Raw genomic sequence first — 19,135 nt, 5'->3', positions numbered from 1 at the left:
CCTCCTGGCTTAATGGTGTGCATGATCAGACACAGCCGGGGCTTGCTCACCGTGCTGCATCTCGGTTACAACAAAGTCATCCCCCACCTCAAAGGTAAAGGTGACCTGATCACCAACGTTAAACGCAGTCAAGTCGATATCCTCGGCTATGACAAAGTCCATCGTGGCGGGGTCACGCCCCCATTTATCAATCGCGCCGCGATGGATAGTGGCGATGCGAGACGCAATGTCTATTGCCTTGATGTGGCCCCCAACAGTCGCCGTTGGTAGGGTCGGTTCAGCCATTATATGAATGGTCGTGATTTCATACCCGGCATCCGTTTTGGTGACCTCAAAATGTAGCGACTGTCCGGTTTTAAGCGCACTGCTATCGAGCTTATCGGCCAACTGAAAGTCCATGGTCATTTCTGGCCACTCCCACTCGGGCACGGCATCATGGGTAATATTGATCACGTTTGACTGCGCTTCATAGTGATTCACCGTACCGGCCATCCAGACCTGAGTCGGTTTTGCATCAGTATTCATACGCTTAAAGTCGGAGCTTTTACTGGACTCTGAATCAATCAGGAACTGAGCCGATGTAACGACCCGGTCATCCTGTTGCAGCCCCTCCAGGATCTCAGTCTGTTCCAGGCCGACCCGGCCTAAGGTCACTGCGACGGACTTAAAACGCCCCTCACCCAGCGCAACAACCACCCTGTCCTGCTTACCGGTGCGGATCACCGCTTCGCTCGGCACCAGCATAGTGTCTGCTTTGCTGCCCGCCTGGATCTGCACCTGAGCAAACATATTGGGTTTCAGCTCCCGTGCAGCATTGTCGAACTTAAGCCGAACTCGCAGTGTCCGGGTCGTTTCATTCAACGTCGGGTAAACATAGTCTACGCTGCCCTGCCAACGCTTACCGGGCAAATAATCCAGTGTCATGACTACCGGCTGGCCTGCCTCAACCAGCGCAGTATCCCGCTCGAACACTTCGGCTTCCACCCAAACCTGATCCAGCTGAGCAATGCTCATCAGGGTATTGCCCGGATTGACGTAAAAACCTTCACGGATCTTCAGATCGGCGACTACGCCGCTCTGGCGGGCATAAAAAGTAATGGTCTGGCGCACCTGACGCTGCGCTTCTAAACTGCGAATAAAATCAGCCGACAATTGCAATGCCATTAAACGCTCCCGTGCTGCTTTGATCAGTGCGGCATTATTGCGCTTCAGGGCGATCAGAAACTCCTCCTGAGCATTTACCAGCTGCGGTGAATACAGCGAGTACAGAGGCTGTCCCTGCTCCACCGGCTCTCCGGCCGCTTTGATGTATAAGGTTTCTACCCAACCATCTACGCGCGGATGAATGTGCACCAGCTTATCTTCATCATATTGTATGTAACCGACTGTCGAGATCATGCTGTGCAGCGGGCCTGTCTCCACCATAGCCGTTCTCACCCCCAGGTTATTCACCACTTCAGGTGAAATAGTGACCGCCCCGACCTCTTGCGTCTCACTCTCTGCATAGACAGGTACCAAATCCATGCCCATCGGCGATTTACCGGGCTTATCACGACGGTAGTTACTGTCCATCGGTGCGACCCAGTAGAGTGGTTGCGTGCTGTTGTCCTCGCCTTGCGGCGTGTCAGACGGGGCTGTACCTGTCGTCAACACAACATAGCTCAGTGCGCCTCCTGATAACCCAGCTAGCAATAGTTTCAGTGTGTTATTCATGTGCAGCTCCTGGCTGGTAAGTCGTGAGGTAATAATTCAATCGAGCAACGGCTTTAAGCGCATCTACGTCTATTTGTTTTGCAGCTACTCTGGCATTCAACTGAGCGATCCGAGCGCGCACCACTTCAGCAAAGTCGCCGTTGTCATTGGTGTAAGCAGTCAGTGCAGCTTCGGCCTGTTCATAAGTTTGCTGTAACAATTGCTCCCGATACAAAACCTGACGCTCAGACAGGCGCCTCAGCTGGCTTGCTTCTTTTTCAACCTGACCTGACAAGTCTCTGAGCAGCAACAGCTTGTCCGTTTTGATCGCTTCCTGATCAGCCTGTGAGGCACTCAGCCATTGGTCCTGACGATTAGCAGTAAATAAAGGCACATCAACGCTCACTCCCACGGAGAAAAAGTCTGCCCGACTGCTGCCATCGGGCATATCACTACGATGACCATAACTGGCGTTCACGCCCCACTGCGGTTTATATTGCTGACGCGCAATGGCGACACCTTTTTCGGCGACCTCAATACGCACGTCCTGCGCCAGCACCACAGGGTGACTGGTTAGCCGGTTTAGCAACCGCTGCGGATCCGGTTTGCCTTGTACAAACAACGTTGGAACCGCAACCTGAAGTGATGGAAGCCCCTCAGCTAACCGAGTATCCGACCAGGCCGTTTGTGTCTGGCCGCTTTGTAGCCAGGACATCAGCTGAGCACGTGCGGCGTCGCGTTTTTGATATTCGACATTGAGACGGTCATCCAGCTGCACCAGCTCCAGCTGAGCGCGGATCACATCCTGCTGACGGGTACGCCCCACGGCATTGGCATAGCTGGCCTTACTTACATCAACCAGTTGCTCAAAAAGTGCTTTGTCCTGCTCAATCAAAGCGATGGTGCGTTCTGCCAGGTACGTATCGAGCCATAATTGACTCACCTGAGCGCGGATCTGCGCAGTGCGGTCGGCTCGCAGCAAGGCATATTCGCTACTGGCAATCATCAGCTGCTGACGTTTCAGTGCCAGCTCGTCACCCCGACCAAACTGCTGACTCACGCCCACTTTGAGCTGCGTCATTGCTTCACGGTCATGCTGCCAGCCATCTACAGGCAGGTTCATCATAGATAAAGCCACTTTGGGATCCGGCAATGTACCGGCCGCAATGCTTTGCGCTTGTGTTGCGCGCTGCTGGTAATGCTGCTTTTGTAATATCGGGTCTTGTTTCGTTGCCAGCTCAATTGCTTTTTGCAATGACAGTCGTTCTGACGCCTGTACGGCAGTGACACTCAATGTCAGTGCGCTTAACAGTGTCAAACTGACTATCCGGATAATAGGAGGTTGCATCAAAACTGCTCCTTATAAGCATTCACCTGCGCATAGATCTGGTGGCTGCCGTCTTTCATCAAAAGTAAAACCTGATACGGCATAAAGCGGCCGTCCACTTCCATGCCAGGCGATCCCAGCGGCATGGCTGGCACAGCAAGACCGATGGCGTCTTTCTGGGGATTGGCTAAAAATTGTTGAATAAACCTGGCGGGGACATGCCCTTCAAATACCCAGCCATCGTGACTGACAGCGGTGTGGCATGAACGATAACGCGCAGCTATCCCATACCGTGACTTAATTGCACTGAGCGATGCCAGTTCCTGCCCTTGTGCGTTTACACCTTGCTCAAGCAGGTGCGACAGCCATTTTTTACAACACCCACAGGTCGGCGTTTTATACACAGTTAAAGCCTGCTCCGGGCTGCTCTGAGCGTAACTACTCAGGCTCAGCAACCAAAACAAACAGGCACTCAGAAATAGAAAATATTTATTGGTAGTAAAAGACACACTTGCCTCCGTCTCCTTCTGGCCCACAGCAACTCGATATGGCATGCCCGGGTCAGAATCAATGTAAACATCACACTGCAAAATGCAGTGAAATCATCAAAAGAAGTTGGATAAACAGGCTCAGATGCCGAATTTCAGACGCACTTCACCTGGTTCAGGCAAAAATGGGGGGGCGATAAAGAGATCGAGCGACAGCAACCGGGGGTTGGTTTTCCTGCCATAGAGCAGCCGTATAGCTAAGGTCTGTTGCCAGAAAAAATTCAGCCACGGGTAACAATTGAGCGCTACCACAGGCATGAGTCAGGCATACACACTCAGTATCCTCGTCACAGCAGTCCATTGCGTGCTGCGAATGGCTCATCATGCTTGGCTCACTGTGCGACATGAGGTGATTGTCCATTGACGCATGCTGATGCGTCATCATGGTCCCTGGCATGTCGTGGCCCTGCATATGTGCTTCACACGCCATCACAGCATTCGCCATGCCTTGCACAACAAAGGCAAACAAAGCGAGTATCATCAGTAATATTGCGGTGAATTTATTCATAAGGCCCTCAGGGTAACGGGTCAGATTCTCACATAAACAACAAAAAAAGGAAAGCATACGCATAATAATGGCGATAAATTGCCTATACTGGTTGTGACGGTGGTTTTTGGGTAGTCAGTTTGTGTGGTTGGGTAGTCAGTTTGTGTGGATAGTACAAAGCCTTCTTTTTTTACTTGTCGTTGTGCAGCTCTTCTCGCCCGTCAGGGCACAGCAAATCAGCAAAGACGCGACGCCTCCGGAGCTTCATATCACCCTCCCTGTCCGCCAGGTTAAGCTGCAAAAGTACATCAGTGAACTGCTGCATGTCTCACTGGCAGACCTTGGCTATAACCTGACACTCACCATGACCCCTAACCCTTTGTATAAACGTGAATCCAGATTGCTAAACAGTGGCCAAATCACCATGATAATGCGGCTGGCAACACCGCAACGCGACGCCACATTTCACAAAATTAATGTACCACTGACACAAAGCTTGATTGGCAAGAGGCTGCTATTGATCCATCAGCGTACCCAGTCACGCTTTGATGCCGTGCAATCACTGGAGTCCTTTCGGGACAGTAAATTAGTCGGGGTCTTTGCGCCCGGCTGGTATGACACGCAGATCTGGCAGGCCAATCAGCTGCCTTACATCGAAAGTGCCAGCGACCACGGCACGATAGTGCGTATGCTCACAGGCGGCAATCGGGGATTTGATTACTTCTCACGAGGCATCAATGAAATAGATGATTACCCACTGAGCGATGGTTTGATCATCGAGCCTAATCTGGTACTCAGCTACCCGCTGGATTTTCATTTTTATCTGCACCCGCAAAACAAAGCCCATATTTCCATTCTCACTCGTGCATTGGAACGTGCGCAGAGGAATGGTTTGCAAACCCGTCTGATGCGCAAACATTTTGGTTACTTACAACAACGCCACCGGTTGTCGGAACGACGTATTATTCACCTCGCACTCCCCGCCGCGGATCAGGCCGTACAGCCGCCCCTGACAGCACACTAAACTTTTAAACTCGCCAAGATTGAGTGCTGTAAACTACACCTAACTCATTGAATAAATTATTTGCGTTATCTCAGGGTAATTCTCGAATAGCTAAGCTAAAATAGCGTTAAATTTTATTTGGAGTATCTTTTCAATGAGTATTCATGTAATCAAACACCCACTTGTACAGCATAAACTTGGTCTGATGCGCGAGCACGGGATCAGCACAAAGAGCTTTCGCGAGTTATGTCAGGAAGTGGGCACTTTGCTGACCTATGAGGCAACCAAAGACATCCCATTGGAAGATATTACCATCAAAGGCTGGCAAGGTGATGACCTGACTGTGCAGCACATCAAGGGCAAGAAAATCACCGTCGTGCCTATCCTGCGCGCAGGACTGGGGATGATGGAAGGCGTGATGCAGTTGATCCCAAGTGCTAAGGTCAGTGTGGTCGGGCTGCAACGCAACGAAGAAACACTCGAGCCTGTGCCCTACTTTGAAAAGCTAGTTGGTAACATAGAAGAGCGCATGGGCCTGGTGATTGATCCTATGCTGGCCACCGGTGGCTCAATGATTGCCACAATCGACATGTTAAAGAAAGCGGGCTGTAAAGAGATTAAAGTCATTGTGCTGGTCGCCGCGCCTGAAGGGGTGGAAAAAACCCTGGCAGCGCACCCTGATGTCGAGATCTTCACCGCCTCGTTGGACAGTCACCTAAATGAAAAAGGTTACATAGTGCCTGGGCTGGGCGACGCCGGTGACAAAATTTTTGGCACTGTGTAGGACGCCCTGAATGTCCAACACCTCTCTTAATTCTCTGACATCGCTCAAGACCATACTGAGCGGTGCTCAGATGCTCTTTGTTGCCTTTGGGGCACTCGTGCTGGTGCCACTGCTGACCGGCCTGGACCCTAATGTCGCGCTGTTTACCGCAGGCCTCGGTACTTTGGTGTTTCAGTTTGTCACCCGCGGACAAGTGCCGGTCTTTCTGGCTTCTTCCTTTGCCTTTATCGCTCCAATCATTGCCAGCGTGCAGGTGTGGGGGATCCCCGCCACTATGGGTGGGCTCATGGCAGCCGGCTTTGCCTACATCCTGCTGAGCTTGCTGGTACGCTTTAAAGGTGCCGATATTCTGCATAAGATCTTACCCCCCGTGGTGGTTGGCCCGGTCATCATGGTCATCGGACTGGCCCTTGCGCCGGTTGCGGTGAACATGGCCATGGGTAAAAGCGGTGACGGCAGTGCTCAGCTGGTTGCCTACGATCAGGCATTGATCATTTCATTGTCCTCACTGATAGTCACCTTAATCGTGGCAGTGACAGCCAAAGGGATTTTCCGCCTGATCCCGATTCTGGCGGGTATCATCACAGGTTATGGCTTATCTCTGGCATTTGGCATCGTACAATTTGATGCGGTACACAATGCCAACTGGCTGGCCGTCCCTGCCTTTGTCTGGCCAGAGTTTTACTGGCCGGCCATTCTGTTTATGGTGCCTGTAGCCATTGCCCCGGCGATTGAACATATCGGCGATATGATGGCGATCAGTAACGTGACAGGCAAAGATTACCTCGAGAAACCCGGCCTGCACCGCACTTTGCTGGGAGATGGCCTGGCTACCTCAACGGCTTCTTTTTTTGGTGGCCCACCCAATACCACCTACTCAGAAGTAACCGGCGCCGTTATGCTGACCCGTAACTTCAACCCTCAGGTAATGACCTGGACAGCGGTGATTGCTATCGTGCTGGCATTTGTCGGTAAGATGGGCGCTGGCTTGCAAACCATTCCAACGCCTGTGATGGGTGGGATCATGACCCTGTTGTTTGGCTCAATCGCGGTCGTCGGTTTAAACACTTTAGTGAAATCAGAAACCGACCTCAGTACCCCCCGCAACCTCAGCATTATTGCACTGATATTGGTATTTGGTATTGGTGGAATGCAACTGGGCAGTACGGAATTTAGCCTGCAAGGGGTAAGCCTTTGCGCCATTCTTGGCATTGTGCTTAACTTAGTGCTGCCTCACCCAAAACCAGCCGCATAACGCTTAATTGGTGTGACAACAGAGCGACCATCCCACGGTCGCTCTGGCTATTATGAAACACCGATTAAGAGATCAGCCAAAAGATTTTCTGACTCGCTCTTCAAACTCCATTTCATGATCGCGAAATGACTTAAGCAGCTTATAACTGAGCGGGAGACGTCGATGTGGCCGTGTCGTTTTTACTTTGCGATAACTCGGATGTTTGGAGAGATCAATCACCCCCATGGACCAACGCGAAAAATTACGCTTTGGCAGGTCATTAATGATCAACGCGACCACTTCGGTATGCCTTGGATCTTGTTGAATATTCTTGTACAAACGCTCAACATGATCTCTTTCACCTTCAATCACTTGCATGAAGTGATGTCCATCATAAAGTAACATACCGGAAATGCCATTGAGCTGATTAGTCGATTTGCAAAAACGATTTAACTCAATCAACTGCTCATCAGACAAAGGTGTCGTTACAGTGCTGACATAAATAAGCTCTATCAAGGCCATGGAAACCCCCTTGTTCACCCTGAAGATAAGCATAGTCGAGCACAGTTATTGCGCAAAACAAATCAATGGAACAAAAGAGCTGGCCTGAACACCTTGTATGTATCAATAATGTAAACGCTAGTTAGCCGGACACGACTGCCAGGACGCCCCATCCTCACTACAGAGTCTGGTGTATGTGCCATCCGAGTTATACGACGTCTTGCGCCACTCGTGATCAGCAAAACGCTCAACCTCCACCCGATTATCACCACTGTCATCTGTTGAGCGCTTATACCAGCTAAACGCAGGCAAATTTAGCGTCCGCTCTAACTCATAACCACTCTGATCGAAGTAATTTGCCAGCTCAGCTGGATCCAGTACCGTGTGTTTATCAGCCAAAGAGTGCCACTCTCTCAGCGCACCAAGCATGCCATCACGCTGTTCCAGCTGCGTATACTTATTAACTAACTCACTGCCATAGGTGATGGAAAGCAAACGCGCATCTCGCGCACTAAAATCTTGCAGCCAGTCACAACTTTGCGACTCACTCTCTGGCGTGCGATCTAAAGTGTTTGATAACGTATAGGTGATCCCATCCAGTGTCACTGCAATCCCCTCTCTATATACACAGCGGCCTATATCACCGGCATTTTCTTTGACCAAGTCGACTTCCTCGCTGTACTGACCCAGGTTGCCCCAAGGCTGATAGGTGGTGTTACGAAGGTACTCAACAAACACGACATTTTCCAGGGCATCATCCATTTGTGCCGTTTCACTGAAAAAAGTGCGGTCATCCTTACCAAACACTGCGATATCCCGATACCAACGTAGCTCTGACTCAGTCTTTTTCTGGTAGTGCACCACACGGATTTCAAGCGCTTCAGGATACTGCTCAGCCAATGCGAGGCGTTTTTTCAGACTGGCCTTCAGGCCAAAAACAATGCGCTCAGCAAGCTGCTTTACCTGCTCGTCCTGATTAGCAATGTAATCACTGAACAACTGTTGCTCGGAGATATTATAATGAGCAACCACTTCATTCGTTGTCTGGCGTAGAATACTCAGTAGTTCACTCAACGTGCCGGGGTTTTGCTGAAGTTCGGCACAGCTTTTTCCTTTGAATGTGTCGGATTCACTCAATGATTGCCATAGCACCGTGGTTAAGGGTGTCACATGCGCAGCCATCCGGTCATCGTCAATGGCCGTCAAAGACGGTGGCAATACGAGCTGATAAGCCTCTGTGACTTCACCTAAATCTTCGTCAATGGCACCCACAGGCACATCTACGTAAGTTGGTACATACACACTACACTGTCTTTGAGATTCGGTAAGTTCAAGTATATAACTTCCCTTGTCCAACGACTGGGCACTGGGCTCATCGCTATCGTGCTGACCATTGTTATTCAGGTCCAGCCAGACCGTTGCTCCGGATACATATCCATCGATCACGCGTCCACGCTGACTGTACTTCGTCTGCTCATCATCTACTGAGTTATTGTTATTGTTATCGTTCTCTGTCTCGTTCCCCGATCCGCTTCCTTGTCCTTGTTGAGCCCCATCGGTGTTAACCGTGCCCGATGCCTTAACTTGTCCGGAGTCTTCTGATGCATTAGCCGCTACAGCTTGATTAAGGTTGTTATCCGACCCACCGCCACAGCCTGCGAGTGCACCCAAACAGATAGCCAGTGCACTGAGCTGACCGATTTGATTGTTGTTCATAGTCTTGTTTCCTCTGTACTGCCTGCCACAAATACACAAAACCACTTTTAGTATCTGCTTAAGACTTAATATGGCCCAGAGTGTACCTTGTACAGAGTCAAACCCAATATCCGAAATTAGACAAATTTCTAAAAAGATCGGCCATTTTAGCGCAATATGCGGTTTTTTTTTGCTTGCTCACAGGCTATGATACGCCAACTTGAATGCAACAAAAACTTCGCAAAATAAAAATAAAACTAACATTAACAATACCTTGGAGCCCATGGAGCCTAGTTCACACTCCCTTTTTTTACGCCTGATGAAGGTCGCTTTAATTTTGATGCTGCAATTGAGCTTTGCCACAGTTGCCAGCACCCACAGGACATTGACTGTCGCCGATGGCTTGCCCAGTAACCGGGTCTTTGACATAGCTCGGGATCACCGAGGCTTCGCCTGGTTTGCCACAGATAAAGGACTGGCACGCTATGATGGCGCGCATATTCAGGCCTTCTCTCGTTACCACACTCCCGGGCTCAGCCAGTCACTTTGGGTAAGAGACATTCTGTTCGACGAGTATCAACAACTTTGGAGCGCCGGCAAGCAAGGCCTGGAAGTGCTCCGGCCACACTCAGAAGCCTTTCAGCCCATCACGGTACCTGGCCGATCAGCACCACTGAATATCTACAGCCTATTCAAAGCAGCAAACCAAACACTCTGGGTCGGTGCTGCTGATGGTCTTTATGTATTAGAGCCAAATCCACACTCTCCCTCAACCGGGCAGCGCGCAGAGACACTGAAGCCCGTCTTAACACGCCTTGACGGTGCCCTCGTTAATTTCAAAATCCTGTCGATAACACACACGCCAAACAATCTGCTACTGCTCGCGACTACACGTGGCTTGTTTGTCTTCGACCCTGCCAGCAGCAACACACGTCCCGTCTCATTGGATGCCGCACAACCGGCAATGGCAGATAAACTTTGGACACTGGATGACGGCCAGATCTGGATTGCCATGCATGGGCTCGGGCTGGGTGTATATGATGTCGATACGGATACTGTTCAGCTCATTTATCAGGACCCCAATGAATTTGACACTGTCGGCTATGTATTTGACTTATATAAAGAGAATAATGAAATCCGCGCAGCTTCACTCAATACCGGACTCCTTTCTCTGACAGCGGGAACGGTGACAACCACACACTCCTACCCTCCATTGTTATCTCTGTACAGAGATAACAGCCTGCGCATGTATGGTACTTACAGTGAAGGAGTCATTGTAGAGTCCGGCAATCACAGTGCAGTGAGTAATGTGCGCTTTACCCATCCCAGCGAGACAGGCAAGTATGAAGTAAATCAACTTGCCCGGGTAGGTGAGCACCTATGGGTCGCAGATCAGCTTTCAGGCTTATGCCGGTATACCACTGATGGCGAGTTTGAACGTTGCATATCATCAGAGAGTCACTCAGCACAGGCATTAGCACAAGCAACTAATGGTAGCCTGTGGGCAGCCATGTATCACGAGCTGATCCTGGTCGAGCCGGATACAACGCAGGTAAAAGCACGATACAAACTCGCTGACTACCAAATTCCGGCAGCAATCAATACCCTGCTCTCCACCACAGACGACACTCTCTGGCTGGCTCACAGCTTTGACGGCCTCAGTCGTTTTAATCTAAAAACGCACGCCATCACGCACCTCACCAGTGACAACAGTCAATTGCTCAGTAACCAGGTTCATCACCTGGCGAAAACCCAGAATACGCTTTGGCTGGCAACCTCCGCTGGGCTGCAAACTTACTCACCTGAACGGGCGCAGTTTGCAATCATTCCCAGTCCCGGCAACCAGCCATTCATCGCTGCATACACTGTCACACCTGCGCCGGATGGCAAAGTATGGGTGCAAACCGATCGGGGTTTGCGTTGCTATGACCCTGCCAGGCAAAGCTGGCTTGATTTACCCGAGCCACTGGTTCGACTGAATACGACCAGTCTGACATTTGACCACAGAAATTCGGTTTGGATCGCCACAGGACAAGGGATATGGCATTGGCAAGCGGATAACACAGCCATGGCATTCTATAACTATGGAGACGGGCTATTCAGACGTGGATATCTTGAAAACGTAGCAACCCGGTCAGAAACGCATATTTGGTTTGCCTCCACTGAAGGGGTGACACGACTGACGCCAGACAACCTGGGTCAGTTCAATGCGCATCCGCAGATCAGTGAACTGGCCATTACCGCCCCCAGTGGCAAACAGCAGCACTATTACAACATTCAGTCTTTGCCTGAAATCGACCCGCAACATGCCAGCCTGCGCTTTCGTCTGGCCAATGGTGACCTGTTCAATAGCACCAAGCAGCAGTTTCGCTATCAATTATCCGGCGTCGCAGATACCTGGGTTGAGTTGGGTAATGAACATACCCTGATGATCCCGCGTCTCCCGTGGGGCGATTACACACTGACGCTTAAGGCCACAGATAATCAGGGCAACTGGTCTGAGCAAATTTCAAAAATACACTTTACCGTGCGCACGCCCTGGTATGCCACCACGTTTGCCAAAACGAGCTATATCTTGTTAGCCATGGCGGTGTTGTATTTAGCCTATCGGTTCAGGATAAGAACGCTGGAGCACAGACAGCAACAACTTAAGGCAACCATACGCAGCCATACACAGATAATGCAAGAACAGAACAGTCAGCTTGAGGCAGCCCAAAAGCAACGTACTGCCCTGCTCAAAACGCTATCTCATGAGCTAATGACGCCCGTTACCCTGATCCAGGGACCCGCAGAGCAGCTGCGCAATAGCCGTTGTGAAACACAGCGAAACCAAATGGCCAACCTGGTGATAAGTAACACCAAACGGTTAAAGGTATTGATTGAGCATTTGATGCAGCTCTCATCGAACAACGAGGCCATAGCACCCTTATCCAATACGTGGGGTACGCATGACCTGGCCGCCGTATTAAATGAACAAATAGATGTGTTCGGGCCGCTGATGAATGACAAGTCCATCGTCTGTCACACTCTCCTTGATGCCGGAGTCATGGTCAACGCACAACCAGATCAGCTGCCGCAGCTCATTAGTAATCTGCTTAGCAATGCAATTAAGTACAGTTATGAGGGCGGCGAAATTTCTGTTGCCCTGACAACCGATAGCATTGCTCAGCATGCCACACTGAGCATATCGGATCAGGGAGTTGGCATTGATCCCGAGCAGCACGAACGCATATTCGACGCTGAGTTTCGCACCGAGACTGGACATCAATTTGCTTCAGGTCAGGGCCTTGGCTTGAGTCGGGTCAAAGAAATTGTGACTCAGCTCAACGGCCAGATCCAGCTCACATCCTTCCCTGACAAGGGCACTTGCTTTACCGTATCACTGCCATTGACGCAGCAGACAGTGAATTCAAACAATGCGACAGCAACAGCAACGGCTCGGCAGGAACACCAGGGGAAAACACCGAGTATTCTGTTGATTGATGACACCCCTGATATGCTGGCATTTTTGCACGACATACTGACGCCCGACTATCAGTTGCTCACAGCAAACAACGGTAAAGCCGGGCTGACTCTGGCGCGTGCCGAACTGCCAGATATGGTGATATCTGACGTGATGATGCCAATAATGGACGGCCTCGAACTGACACAACAGCTTAAGCGCGATCCACTCACTGCACACATCCCCCTGATGCTAATTACAGCAAACCTGAGTGAAGAGAAATACATGAAAGGCCTGAACCTGCAGGCCGATGACTACCTGACCAAACCATTCAACCTGAGCGCTTTCAAACTCAAGATCAGCAACACCTTTGCGCTCATCGAGGCAACCCAGACAAAGCTCAGACAACAGCTTCATCAGCATAACCAAAGTATTAAATCTCCTCATCTTGCGCATTCACTTGCGTCACTGACGCCCAAAGATCAGTTTGCAGACAACCCTGCTACTTCGGTCTTTGTCGATAAACTTGAGTCGGTGCTGTCGAAACATTATGGTGATCCCGCACTTTCGGTGGCTCAGTTAGCGAAGGAAATGGCGCTGAGTGAACGCCAGTTGCATCGCAAGCTTACGTCCGTCACTTCTATTGGAGCCAATGAGTACATGCGCCAATATCGCTTATACCGCGCACTGGTACTATTACGCAACGGCATCAATGTGACACAAACAGCAGAACAATGTGGCTTTAATTCACCTTCCTATTTCAGTGCTTGTTTTAAAAAGCAGTTTGGCTTAACCGCTAAACAGTATGCAAAGGAGCAGTTGACGAACCCACAGATTTAACTCAAAACGGGCTAATCATCGACTTGAAATAGAATTTACGCCAAATACTGCTATTGGCCCAATCCGAAGGCCTGGCTTAATTTGCGCTTGCAATGAATATACGTTGTGGAGCTATGAGGAGGACAACGAGGCCAGGTCCACCCGGCCACGTCAGTATAGAAAGGCGTGCTCAGCGTGTTAAATTAAAAACTCGCAATCAGTCTGTCTGCTAACACAAAATACTGATTAAGGTGCTTTTTGGTCTGCTCTTTACGGTTTCTTTCTGAATTAAGGTGGATGTTTTCAACCACAACCGCAAGATCATCTGCGAGCTTTTTGTTGTCGCCGATGAGGTTGAATGTGAAAAATTCAACGCTTTTCTCAAGCGTATACGTGATCACATGGATCTGCTGTAGTTCAGCCTCATCCAGATCTCGTTTGCTTCTAATTTCTGAGGTTTTTTCAATGAAAATCTTTCTTGCATCTTCGATGGAAGTCACGTCTGCCACTTTAAGGTGTTGAATAGATTTTTCGCCTGATTCATCACTAGCTTGTACCGTTGTTGAAAGAACAGCAGCCATTAGTAATACAATTAAAGTTCTCATTTTATCTCTCTATTGTTGAAATATAAGGGTCAAAAAGATGGTTTATAAGTATGGCGTACTGACAAAGTCGGTCAAATGATAGAAGTTGTTTAACCGCCCATAATCGGCTTAAGATACAACAAAGTGAACTTCCTCAGAGCTTGAATTGCGTCCATTCGTAACTGCATGATACTGTTTGCAATTGATACCACTTGCTACTTACCCTGATCCGGTCCACTTTCTTCCAATACAAGCACAAACTTAAAACCGCATTACTCTATCAGTGCAAGACGTCCTGAAGCAGTAGAAATTTACAATTTATTATGCAAACTATATCTTCCGACACAAATTGGCGCGATGTTACCAGTGATATTCTTCGTCTTCTTCACCGATAATTTTTGCGTCAAGTAACTTAGCCAATTTAACAGCAGCTATTCTAACTGGGTTTTCAGGTAACTCTAAACTGTCTGTATATACAAAAGCACCATACGAATGTCTGAAAAAGAATGAAGTATGCCAACTCGTTTTATTCAGGAGCCCTAGGAATCCTTTTTCCGTAAACTTTACTGCGACATCTCCGTGCGCTCCTTGTATAGAGACTTTTTCACCATTGCTTGGATTTCGTAACTCGATACCCGCAGTGTCAGGCTTAGTCAATTCGCACTTATCAACAGCTTCTAGCCAATCCTCAAGTGTAATACCTTCATCTTTCCAAATCATTAATTCATATGCCATCTTTGTACTCCTTCTTCCTGATTTTCAAAAGACCCACTTTAATTGGCGGTCAAATTATATTAACATATAAAATTCAGGCATAAAAAGCCGACCTAATCGATCGAGGTTGCTGAATCACAACAAACAATACTCTACTCAAATAAACTTCCAATCGCCTGCTTAACCACTTTAAACTCTTCTTCCCTCAGCAATGAGCGCTCATTTTCCAGATAAAACGTCTTACCTTTAGAAGTCATCGGCTCCAATGCAGGGTCATCCATGCCACATAAAAATACTTGAGCACCTTCTGGAATATTCTCAAGCAATGATTGAACAATGACTTCGTATCGCATACCCGCTTGTTCTTGTTGCTTAGGAGTATCAACAACCAGAGGAGCTAAAGCCGTTTCACTGAATAAATAAGATAACTTATAGATTGATAAGTAATAAGCGAGCAAAGCTCTTGTTCCCTCAGCTGCGCCACCACTTACAGCAACCTTCTTGTGTGTCATTGGTGACTTTATTTGAGAAGTTTGAACTCCGTGTGCTCCAAGCTTGGTTACTAAGGAAGGGAAAATCTCTTGAAACTTATCGTAGGACTCTTTTTTACGCTCCTTCACTGCTTTAGTTCTGTCCTTACCAAGGCCTTTCTTCTTTTCCGTCAGATCAGAAAGCTTAACTATGTTCTTTTGTCTTGAAGACTCAACTCGATAACGTACGGAATGAGCTGCAACTGAATCTAAAATAGTGGAAAGATCAAACTTTGTCTCTTTTTCTTCTCGGTAATATTTTTTATTCAACTCGTCGATTCGATTTTTAACACCATCAAGCTCTGTTAACTTCTCGGACAATTCAGAATCTATGGATTCAATTTCATGCTGAATTCTCAAACAAACCTGTTTCGATTGCTCTTGATCTTGTAACAAAGAAAAGCGATCAACTAAAGTATTATCATAAATAGTGCCACATGTGGGACACTCTAGCTCAACTTCCGAAGCATGTTCTAGTGCATATTCATAGTCTAATTCTGACTCTTCTAACGAAGTTTCAGCGATTCTAAGTTGAATTTCTTGATGTTTTCTATTGGCTTTTAAGCCTGCTATCTCTTCAAACAAAACCTCTTGAAATGAGTGAAGTTCTGCCAAATCTTTTTCTAACTCAACTTTAATTTCATCAAGTTCAGACTTATCAACAGTGGTAGTTATTTTTGGAATAAACTCGTCCACAACACTAATTGCAGTATCAATCCTTGTAACTTCATTATTAACATCTACCTTTTCCCTTTCGACTTCATACATCTCATCCGTAAATTGAAAGTACTCTTTAGTAAAAGCGCCACAGTGGTAAGGTATTATGTCAGCAGTCCAACGAGAATATTGCTTCAAGTCATTAAAACTGTCCCAAGCTTCAATCCAACCTCTTTTTTGGTCTATATAAAATGGTAAAAAATAGAATGCTGCTGGCGGTATAGTCGCAATGCTGGATTCTCTTGCTGGTAATAACGCATTAAACCCAACAATTGATGCGAAGTGTTCTGCATAATCACCCGTCAAGCTAGTGTATATGGTAAGCTGTTTACCTTTTTCCCCAATCATAATTCTAGATGTATCACGAGCACAAAGATAAACCTTATCATTTACTGAAAACTCGATAACAGTCTTACTTTCTGTACCTTTCCAATTATCGTCAAAATAGGGGTTACATCCTAATGCCCAGAATAGGTTTTTTACTAAGGTAGATTTGCCAACGCTGTTATCACTCCCTATTACTACGTTTATCCTGTCGAATGTTAGATGAACCCCTTTTTGTTCCTGTTCTGACAGAATCATTAGCTTTTTGAATATCAAGCTCTTCATTAGTAGACTTCCTCAAATTCCTTATCAATAATTTATAATTTTCCGTACTCATTTTCACTCACTTAATAACTCATAAAGTACAGCGGCAATTAACTCGTTCTCATCATTGAATTCCTGCTTCAAATATTCTGGTAAATCACTACGAATAGCCATTTCCAGTTCTGATACTTCTTCAAATTCATCTTGATGTAACAATTCAAATTCGTCTATAAACTTAGAAAGCTTTATTAGTTGAGTATTCCTTGTGCCTAACCGTCTATTGTAATACCTCTGAAATGCATGCTTAATGCTTCGAACTCTCAAGGATTTAAAACCATATTCTTTTAACACGTCACTTAGTGAAGATGTTAAATCACTATCTATCGTGCGTTTTATATTACGCTCAATAATATCTTGTACTTGAGTACTGGTTATCGCTTTTCGCTTTAACGCTCGTTCCCACTCAAGGTAATCAAAAGTATCTTCGCCTTTTTGATCAAGATCTTCAACCAACAACCTGTATATAGATCCAGTATCATTATGACTACCTGGAGATAGCTTTTCAAGCAAGTTTAGAATTCTTCCTTTTACTGTATCTCGAAAACTTTTATTTGGCAGGTCAGGTAAAACGAAAGCTAATTTATCAGGAAGTGCTATACCCGGAAGCTCTTTAGATAACTTTTCTTTGATAAGCTCTATCTCTGTATCAGCAAGATACCCTAACTTAATCACATCTAATTTTAGATCTTTCTCTTTTATTTTTAAATCAAAGCCACCCGTAGACACGAGGTTGATATTTTTTATTCTATCTGAGAAAGATTTACCGCAGGAATCCAGCAATAACTTAGCTAAAACTGAGTTTTTTCCCGATTTATAGAATAAACTACTTGCTGTATGTTTTGTGGATGTCTCTTTTACTTGATTAAACTCAAACTCTGCGGTTAGAGAGTTTAAAGAATCAGTTATAACTACATCATCGTGGCACTCTACGAATAACGCATATTCATCATTATTCTCATGCGCCTCCAGAATTCGGCATAAAGCCCAATGGTATTGGTAATTATATTTCCTGTGAGTGTCGCTACCACTCTTCTCCCTCTGGGCATCTTGCGCTAGAGGGTTATCAACGACATTTTCCTCTGCATCATTGGCACTCATCCAAACCACCATCCATAAAATTAGTAAAACACATGATTAAACATAATGTTACCAACTATTTACACTGGAGGGAAACATTTATTTTTCAAGCACATAATGTATCAATAAAAGTTTACTACCCTCACCTCCATATGACTCAGCCAATATATCTTTAACAAGGTCAATAACTTAACAACAGGCTTAACTACGATAGAAATGAAATAAGCTACAGAATGTCGTAACCTGTCAGTGACTGGAACTACACCTTCAACTGACAAGGCTCTGGCAGCGCCACATACCTCGTTAGCCGAAGTAATTCAGCCACTACCCGTCAACCATTCAGCTAACTCATTACGCTCTACGTTGCTATTATCTAAACCACAACAACCCTGCATATAGGCACGGATGGACAACCTACGTAGGATACCATCACTACCTACACCAACCTTCTGACTACCTTCGATTATCAATACCTTGCCATCGTGCCACGCCCGGCGTGGGGCTCAAGTCCGACACCACACTCGGCTAAACATTGAAATTCAGGCATAAAAAAACCCAGCTAAAAAGCTGAGTTATAAAAAGTGGGCCCACTGAGCGGACTCTTAACTTACATCAGCGCCACGCCCGGCGTGGAGCTCAAGTCCGACACCACACAGCTTCAGTATGTTGCCTTGAATTTCAGGCATAAAAAAACCCTGACCTAATCGGTCAGGGTTATAAAAAGTGGGTCCAGTGGGCGGACTCTTACCTTACATCAGTGCCACGCCCGGCGTGGGGCTCAAGTCCGACTCCACTTAACATATAAGTTTCAGACATAAAAAAACCCCGACCTATTCGGTCAGGGTTATAAAAAATGGGTCCAGTGGCCGGACTCTTAACTTGCATCAGTGCCACGCCCGGCGTGGGGTTCAAGTTCGACACCACACTCGGCTAAACATCAAAGTTCTGATATAAAAAAAACCAGCTAAAAAGCTGGGTTATAAAAAGTGGTACCAGTGAGCGGACTCTTAACTTACATCAGCGCCACGCCCGGCGTGGGGCTCAAGTCCGACTCCACTTAACATATAAGTTTCAGACATAAAAAAACCCCGACCTATTCGGTCAGGGTTATAAAAAGTGGTACCAGTGGACGGACTCTTAACTTGCATCAGCGCCACGCCCGGCGTGGAGCTCAAGTTCGACACCACACTCGGCTAAACATCAAAGTTCTGATATAAAAAAAACCAGCTAAAAAGCTGGGTTATAAAAAGTGGTACCAGTGAGCGGACTCTTAACTTACATCAGCGCCACGCCCGGCGTGGGGCTCAAGTCCGACTCCACTTAACATATAAGT

The 19,135-nt window shown here is 47.2% G+C and carries 14 protein-coding genes; 4 read left to right on the top strand and 10 right to left on the bottom strand.

Annotated elements, in window-relative coordinates:
- Positions 1-9: 9 nt before the first annotated feature.
- The 4 genes from QNM19_RS12340 to QNM19_RS12325 all read right to left on the bottom strand — a co-directional run bounded on the left by QNM19_RS12340 (position 10) and on the right by QNM19_RS12325 (position 4,075).
- Positions 10-1,713, bottom strand: a complete 1,704-nt coding sequence (locus tag QNM19_RS12340; protein ID WP_049865019.1) for an efflux RND transporter periplasmic adaptor subunit — start codon at positions 1,711-1,713, stop codon at positions 10-12.
- Entirely contained in the window at positions 1,706-3,040 is a 1,335-nt protein-coding gene (locus tag QNM19_RS12335) for a TolC family protein (RefSeq protein WP_049865020.1), read from the bottom strand. Before QNM19_RS12335 ends, QNM19_RS12340 begins: the two co-directional genes overlap by 8 nt.
- Positions 3,040-3,528: a DUF411 domain-containing protein gene (locus tag QNM19_RS12330; RefSeq protein ID WP_049865021.1), complete on the bottom strand. Its 489-nt coding sequence runs from the start codon at positions 3,526-3,528 to the stop codon at positions 3,040-3,042. Before QNM19_RS12330 ends, QNM19_RS12335 begins: the two co-directional genes overlap by 1 nt.
- Before the next feature lie 154 nt (positions 3,529-3,682).
- A complete protein-coding gene (locus tag QNM19_RS12325) occupies positions 3,683-4,075 on the bottom strand; it encodes a hypothetical protein (RefSeq protein ID WP_284026753.1) in 393 nt (130 codons plus the stop codon).
- 106 nt (positions 4,076-4,181) lie between these two features.
- On the opposite strand from QNM19_RS12325, the gene QNM19_RS12320 reads away from it, so the two are divergent.
- From QNM19_RS12320 to QNM19_RS12310, 3 genes are all read left to right on the top strand, one after another.
- Positions 4,182-5,078, top strand: a complete 897-nt coding sequence (locus QNM19_RS12320; protein WP_284026752.1) for a hypothetical protein — start codon at positions 4,182-4,184, stop codon at positions 5,076-5,078.
- A 133-nt stretch (positions 5,079-5,211) separates the two neighbouring features.
- Positions 5,212-5,841 carry a uracil phosphoribosyltransferase gene (upp, locus tag QNM19_RS12315; RefSeq protein WP_010383109.1) on the top strand — a complete coding sequence of 210 codons (630 nt, stop codon included), beginning with the start codon at positions 5,212-5,214 and terminating at the stop codon, positions 5,839-5,841.
- Positions 5,842-5,851: 10 nt separating this feature from the next.
- The gene (locus QNM19_RS12310; protein ID WP_284026751.1) at positions 5,852-7,096 is read left to right on the top strand and encodes a uracil-xanthine permease family protein; all 1,245 of its coding nucleotides are present in this window, start codon (positions 5,852-5,854) and stop codon (positions 7,094-7,096) included.
- Positions 7,097-7,168: 72 nt separating this feature from the next.
- Here the strand turns inward: QNM19_RS12310 and QNM19_RS12305 are convergent, their stop codons facing one another.
- Complete coding sequence (locus QNM19_RS12305) at positions 7,169-7,597, bottom strand: BLUF domain-containing protein (RefSeq protein ID WP_049863593.1); 429 nt, start codon at positions 7,595-7,597, stop codon at positions 7,169-7,171.
- A gap of 117 nt (positions 7,598-7,714) precedes the next feature.
- Entirely contained in the window at positions 7,715-9,292 is a 1,578-nt protein-coding gene (locus QNM19_RS12300; RefSeq protein WP_049863594.1) for a hypothetical protein, read from the bottom strand.
- Between the two features lie 319 nt (positions 9,293-9,611).
- Between QNM19_RS12300 and QNM19_RS12295 the strand changes: the two genes are divergently transcribed.
- Positions 9,612-13,553, top strand: coding sequence for an ATP-binding protein (locus QNM19_RS12295; RefSeq protein ID WP_284026809.1), 3,942 nt, complete (start codon positions 9,612-9,614; stop codon positions 13,551-13,553).
- A 182-nt stretch (positions 13,554-13,735) separates the two neighbouring features.
- Here the strand turns inward: QNM19_RS12295 and QNM19_RS12290 are convergent, their stop codons facing one another.
- The 4 genes from QNM19_RS12290 to QNM19_RS12275 form a co-directional block, all read right to left on the bottom strand.
- Positions 13,736-14,137, bottom strand: a complete 402-nt coding sequence (locus tag QNM19_RS12290; RefSeq protein WP_049863596.1) for a DUF6746 family protein — start codon at positions 14,135-14,137, stop codon at positions 13,736-13,738.
- Positions 14,138-14,476: 339 nt separating this feature from the next.
- Positions 14,477-14,851, bottom strand: coding sequence for a hypothetical protein (locus tag QNM19_RS12285; RefSeq protein WP_049863597.1), 375 nt, complete (start codon positions 14,849-14,851; stop codon positions 14,477-14,479).
- Between the two features lie 131 nt (positions 14,852-14,982).
- Positions 14,983-16,686 carry a hypothetical protein gene (locus QNM19_RS12280; protein ID WP_284026750.1) on the bottom strand — a complete coding sequence of 568 codons (1,704 nt, stop codon included), beginning with the start codon at positions 16,684-16,686 and terminating at the stop codon, positions 14,983-14,985.
- Between the two features lie 54 nt (positions 16,687-16,740).
- The gene (locus tag QNM19_RS12275) at positions 16,741-17,823 is read right to left on the bottom strand and encodes a dsDNA nuclease domain-containing protein (protein WP_049863600.1); all 1,083 of its coding nucleotides are present in this window, start codon (positions 17,821-17,823) and stop codon (positions 16,741-16,743) included.
- Positions 17,824-19,135: the final 1,312 nt, after the last annotated feature.

This window comes from Pseudoalteromonas ardens (assembly GCF_030125445.1).
GTDB lineage: Bacteria > Pseudomonadota > Gammaproteobacteria > Enterobacterales > Alteromonadaceae > Pseudoalteromonas > Pseudoalteromonas ardens.
The sequence above is the reverse complement of the archived record's forward strand: the minus strand, read 5'-3'. Positions and strand labels throughout refer to the sequence as shown.

What these genes read in the sequence shown, in the direction of transcription:
- QNM19_RS12305 (WP_049863593.1), bottom strand. Translation starts at nt 7,597, where the DNA reads ATGGCCTTGATAGAGCTTATTTATGTCAGCACTGTAACGACACCTTTG.
- QNM19_RS12280 (WP_284026750.1), bottom strand. Translation starts at nt 16,686, where the DNA reads ATGAAGAGCTTGATATTCAAAAAGCTAATGATTCTGTCAGAACAGGAA.
- QNM19_RS12335 (WP_049865020.1), bottom strand. Translation starts at nt 3,040, where the DNA reads ATGCAACCTCCTATTATCCGGATAGTCAGTTTGACACTGTTAAGCGCA.
- QNM19_RS12310 (WP_284026751.1), top strand. Translation starts at nt 5,852, where the DNA reads ATGTCCAACACCTCTCTTAATTCTCTGACATCGCTCAAGACCATACTG.
- QNM19_RS12290 (WP_049863596.1), bottom strand. Translation starts at nt 14,137, where the DNA reads ATGAGAACTTTAATTGTATTACTAATGGCTGCTGTTCTTTCAACAACG.
- QNM19_RS12285 (WP_049863597.1), bottom strand. Translation starts at nt 14,851, where the DNA reads ATGGCATATGAATTAATGATTTGGAAAGATGAAGGTATTACACTTGAG.
- QNM19_RS12325 (WP_284026753.1), bottom strand. Translation starts at nt 4,075, where the DNA reads ATGAATAAATTCACCGCAATATTACTGATGATACTCGCTTTGTTTGCC.
- upp (WP_010383109.1), top strand. Translation starts at nt 5,212, where the DNA reads ATGAGTATTCATGTAATCAAACACCCACTTGTACAGCATAAACTTGGT.
- QNM19_RS12340 (WP_049865019.1), bottom strand. Translation starts at nt 1,713, where the DNA reads ATGAATAACACACTGAAACTATTGCTAGCTGGGTTATCAGGAGGCGCA.
- QNM19_RS12295 (WP_284026809.1), top strand. Translation starts at nt 9,612, where the DNA reads ATGCTGCAATTGAGCTTTGCCACAGTTGCCAGCACCCACAGGACATTG.
- QNM19_RS12275 (WP_049863600.1), bottom strand. Translation starts at nt 17,823, where the DNA reads ATGAGTGCCAATGATGCAGAGGAAAATGTCGTTGATAACCCTCTAGCG.
- QNM19_RS12300 (WP_049863594.1), bottom strand. Translation starts at nt 9,292, where the DNA reads ATGAACAACAATCAAATCGGTCAGCTCAGTGCACTGGCTATCTGTTTG.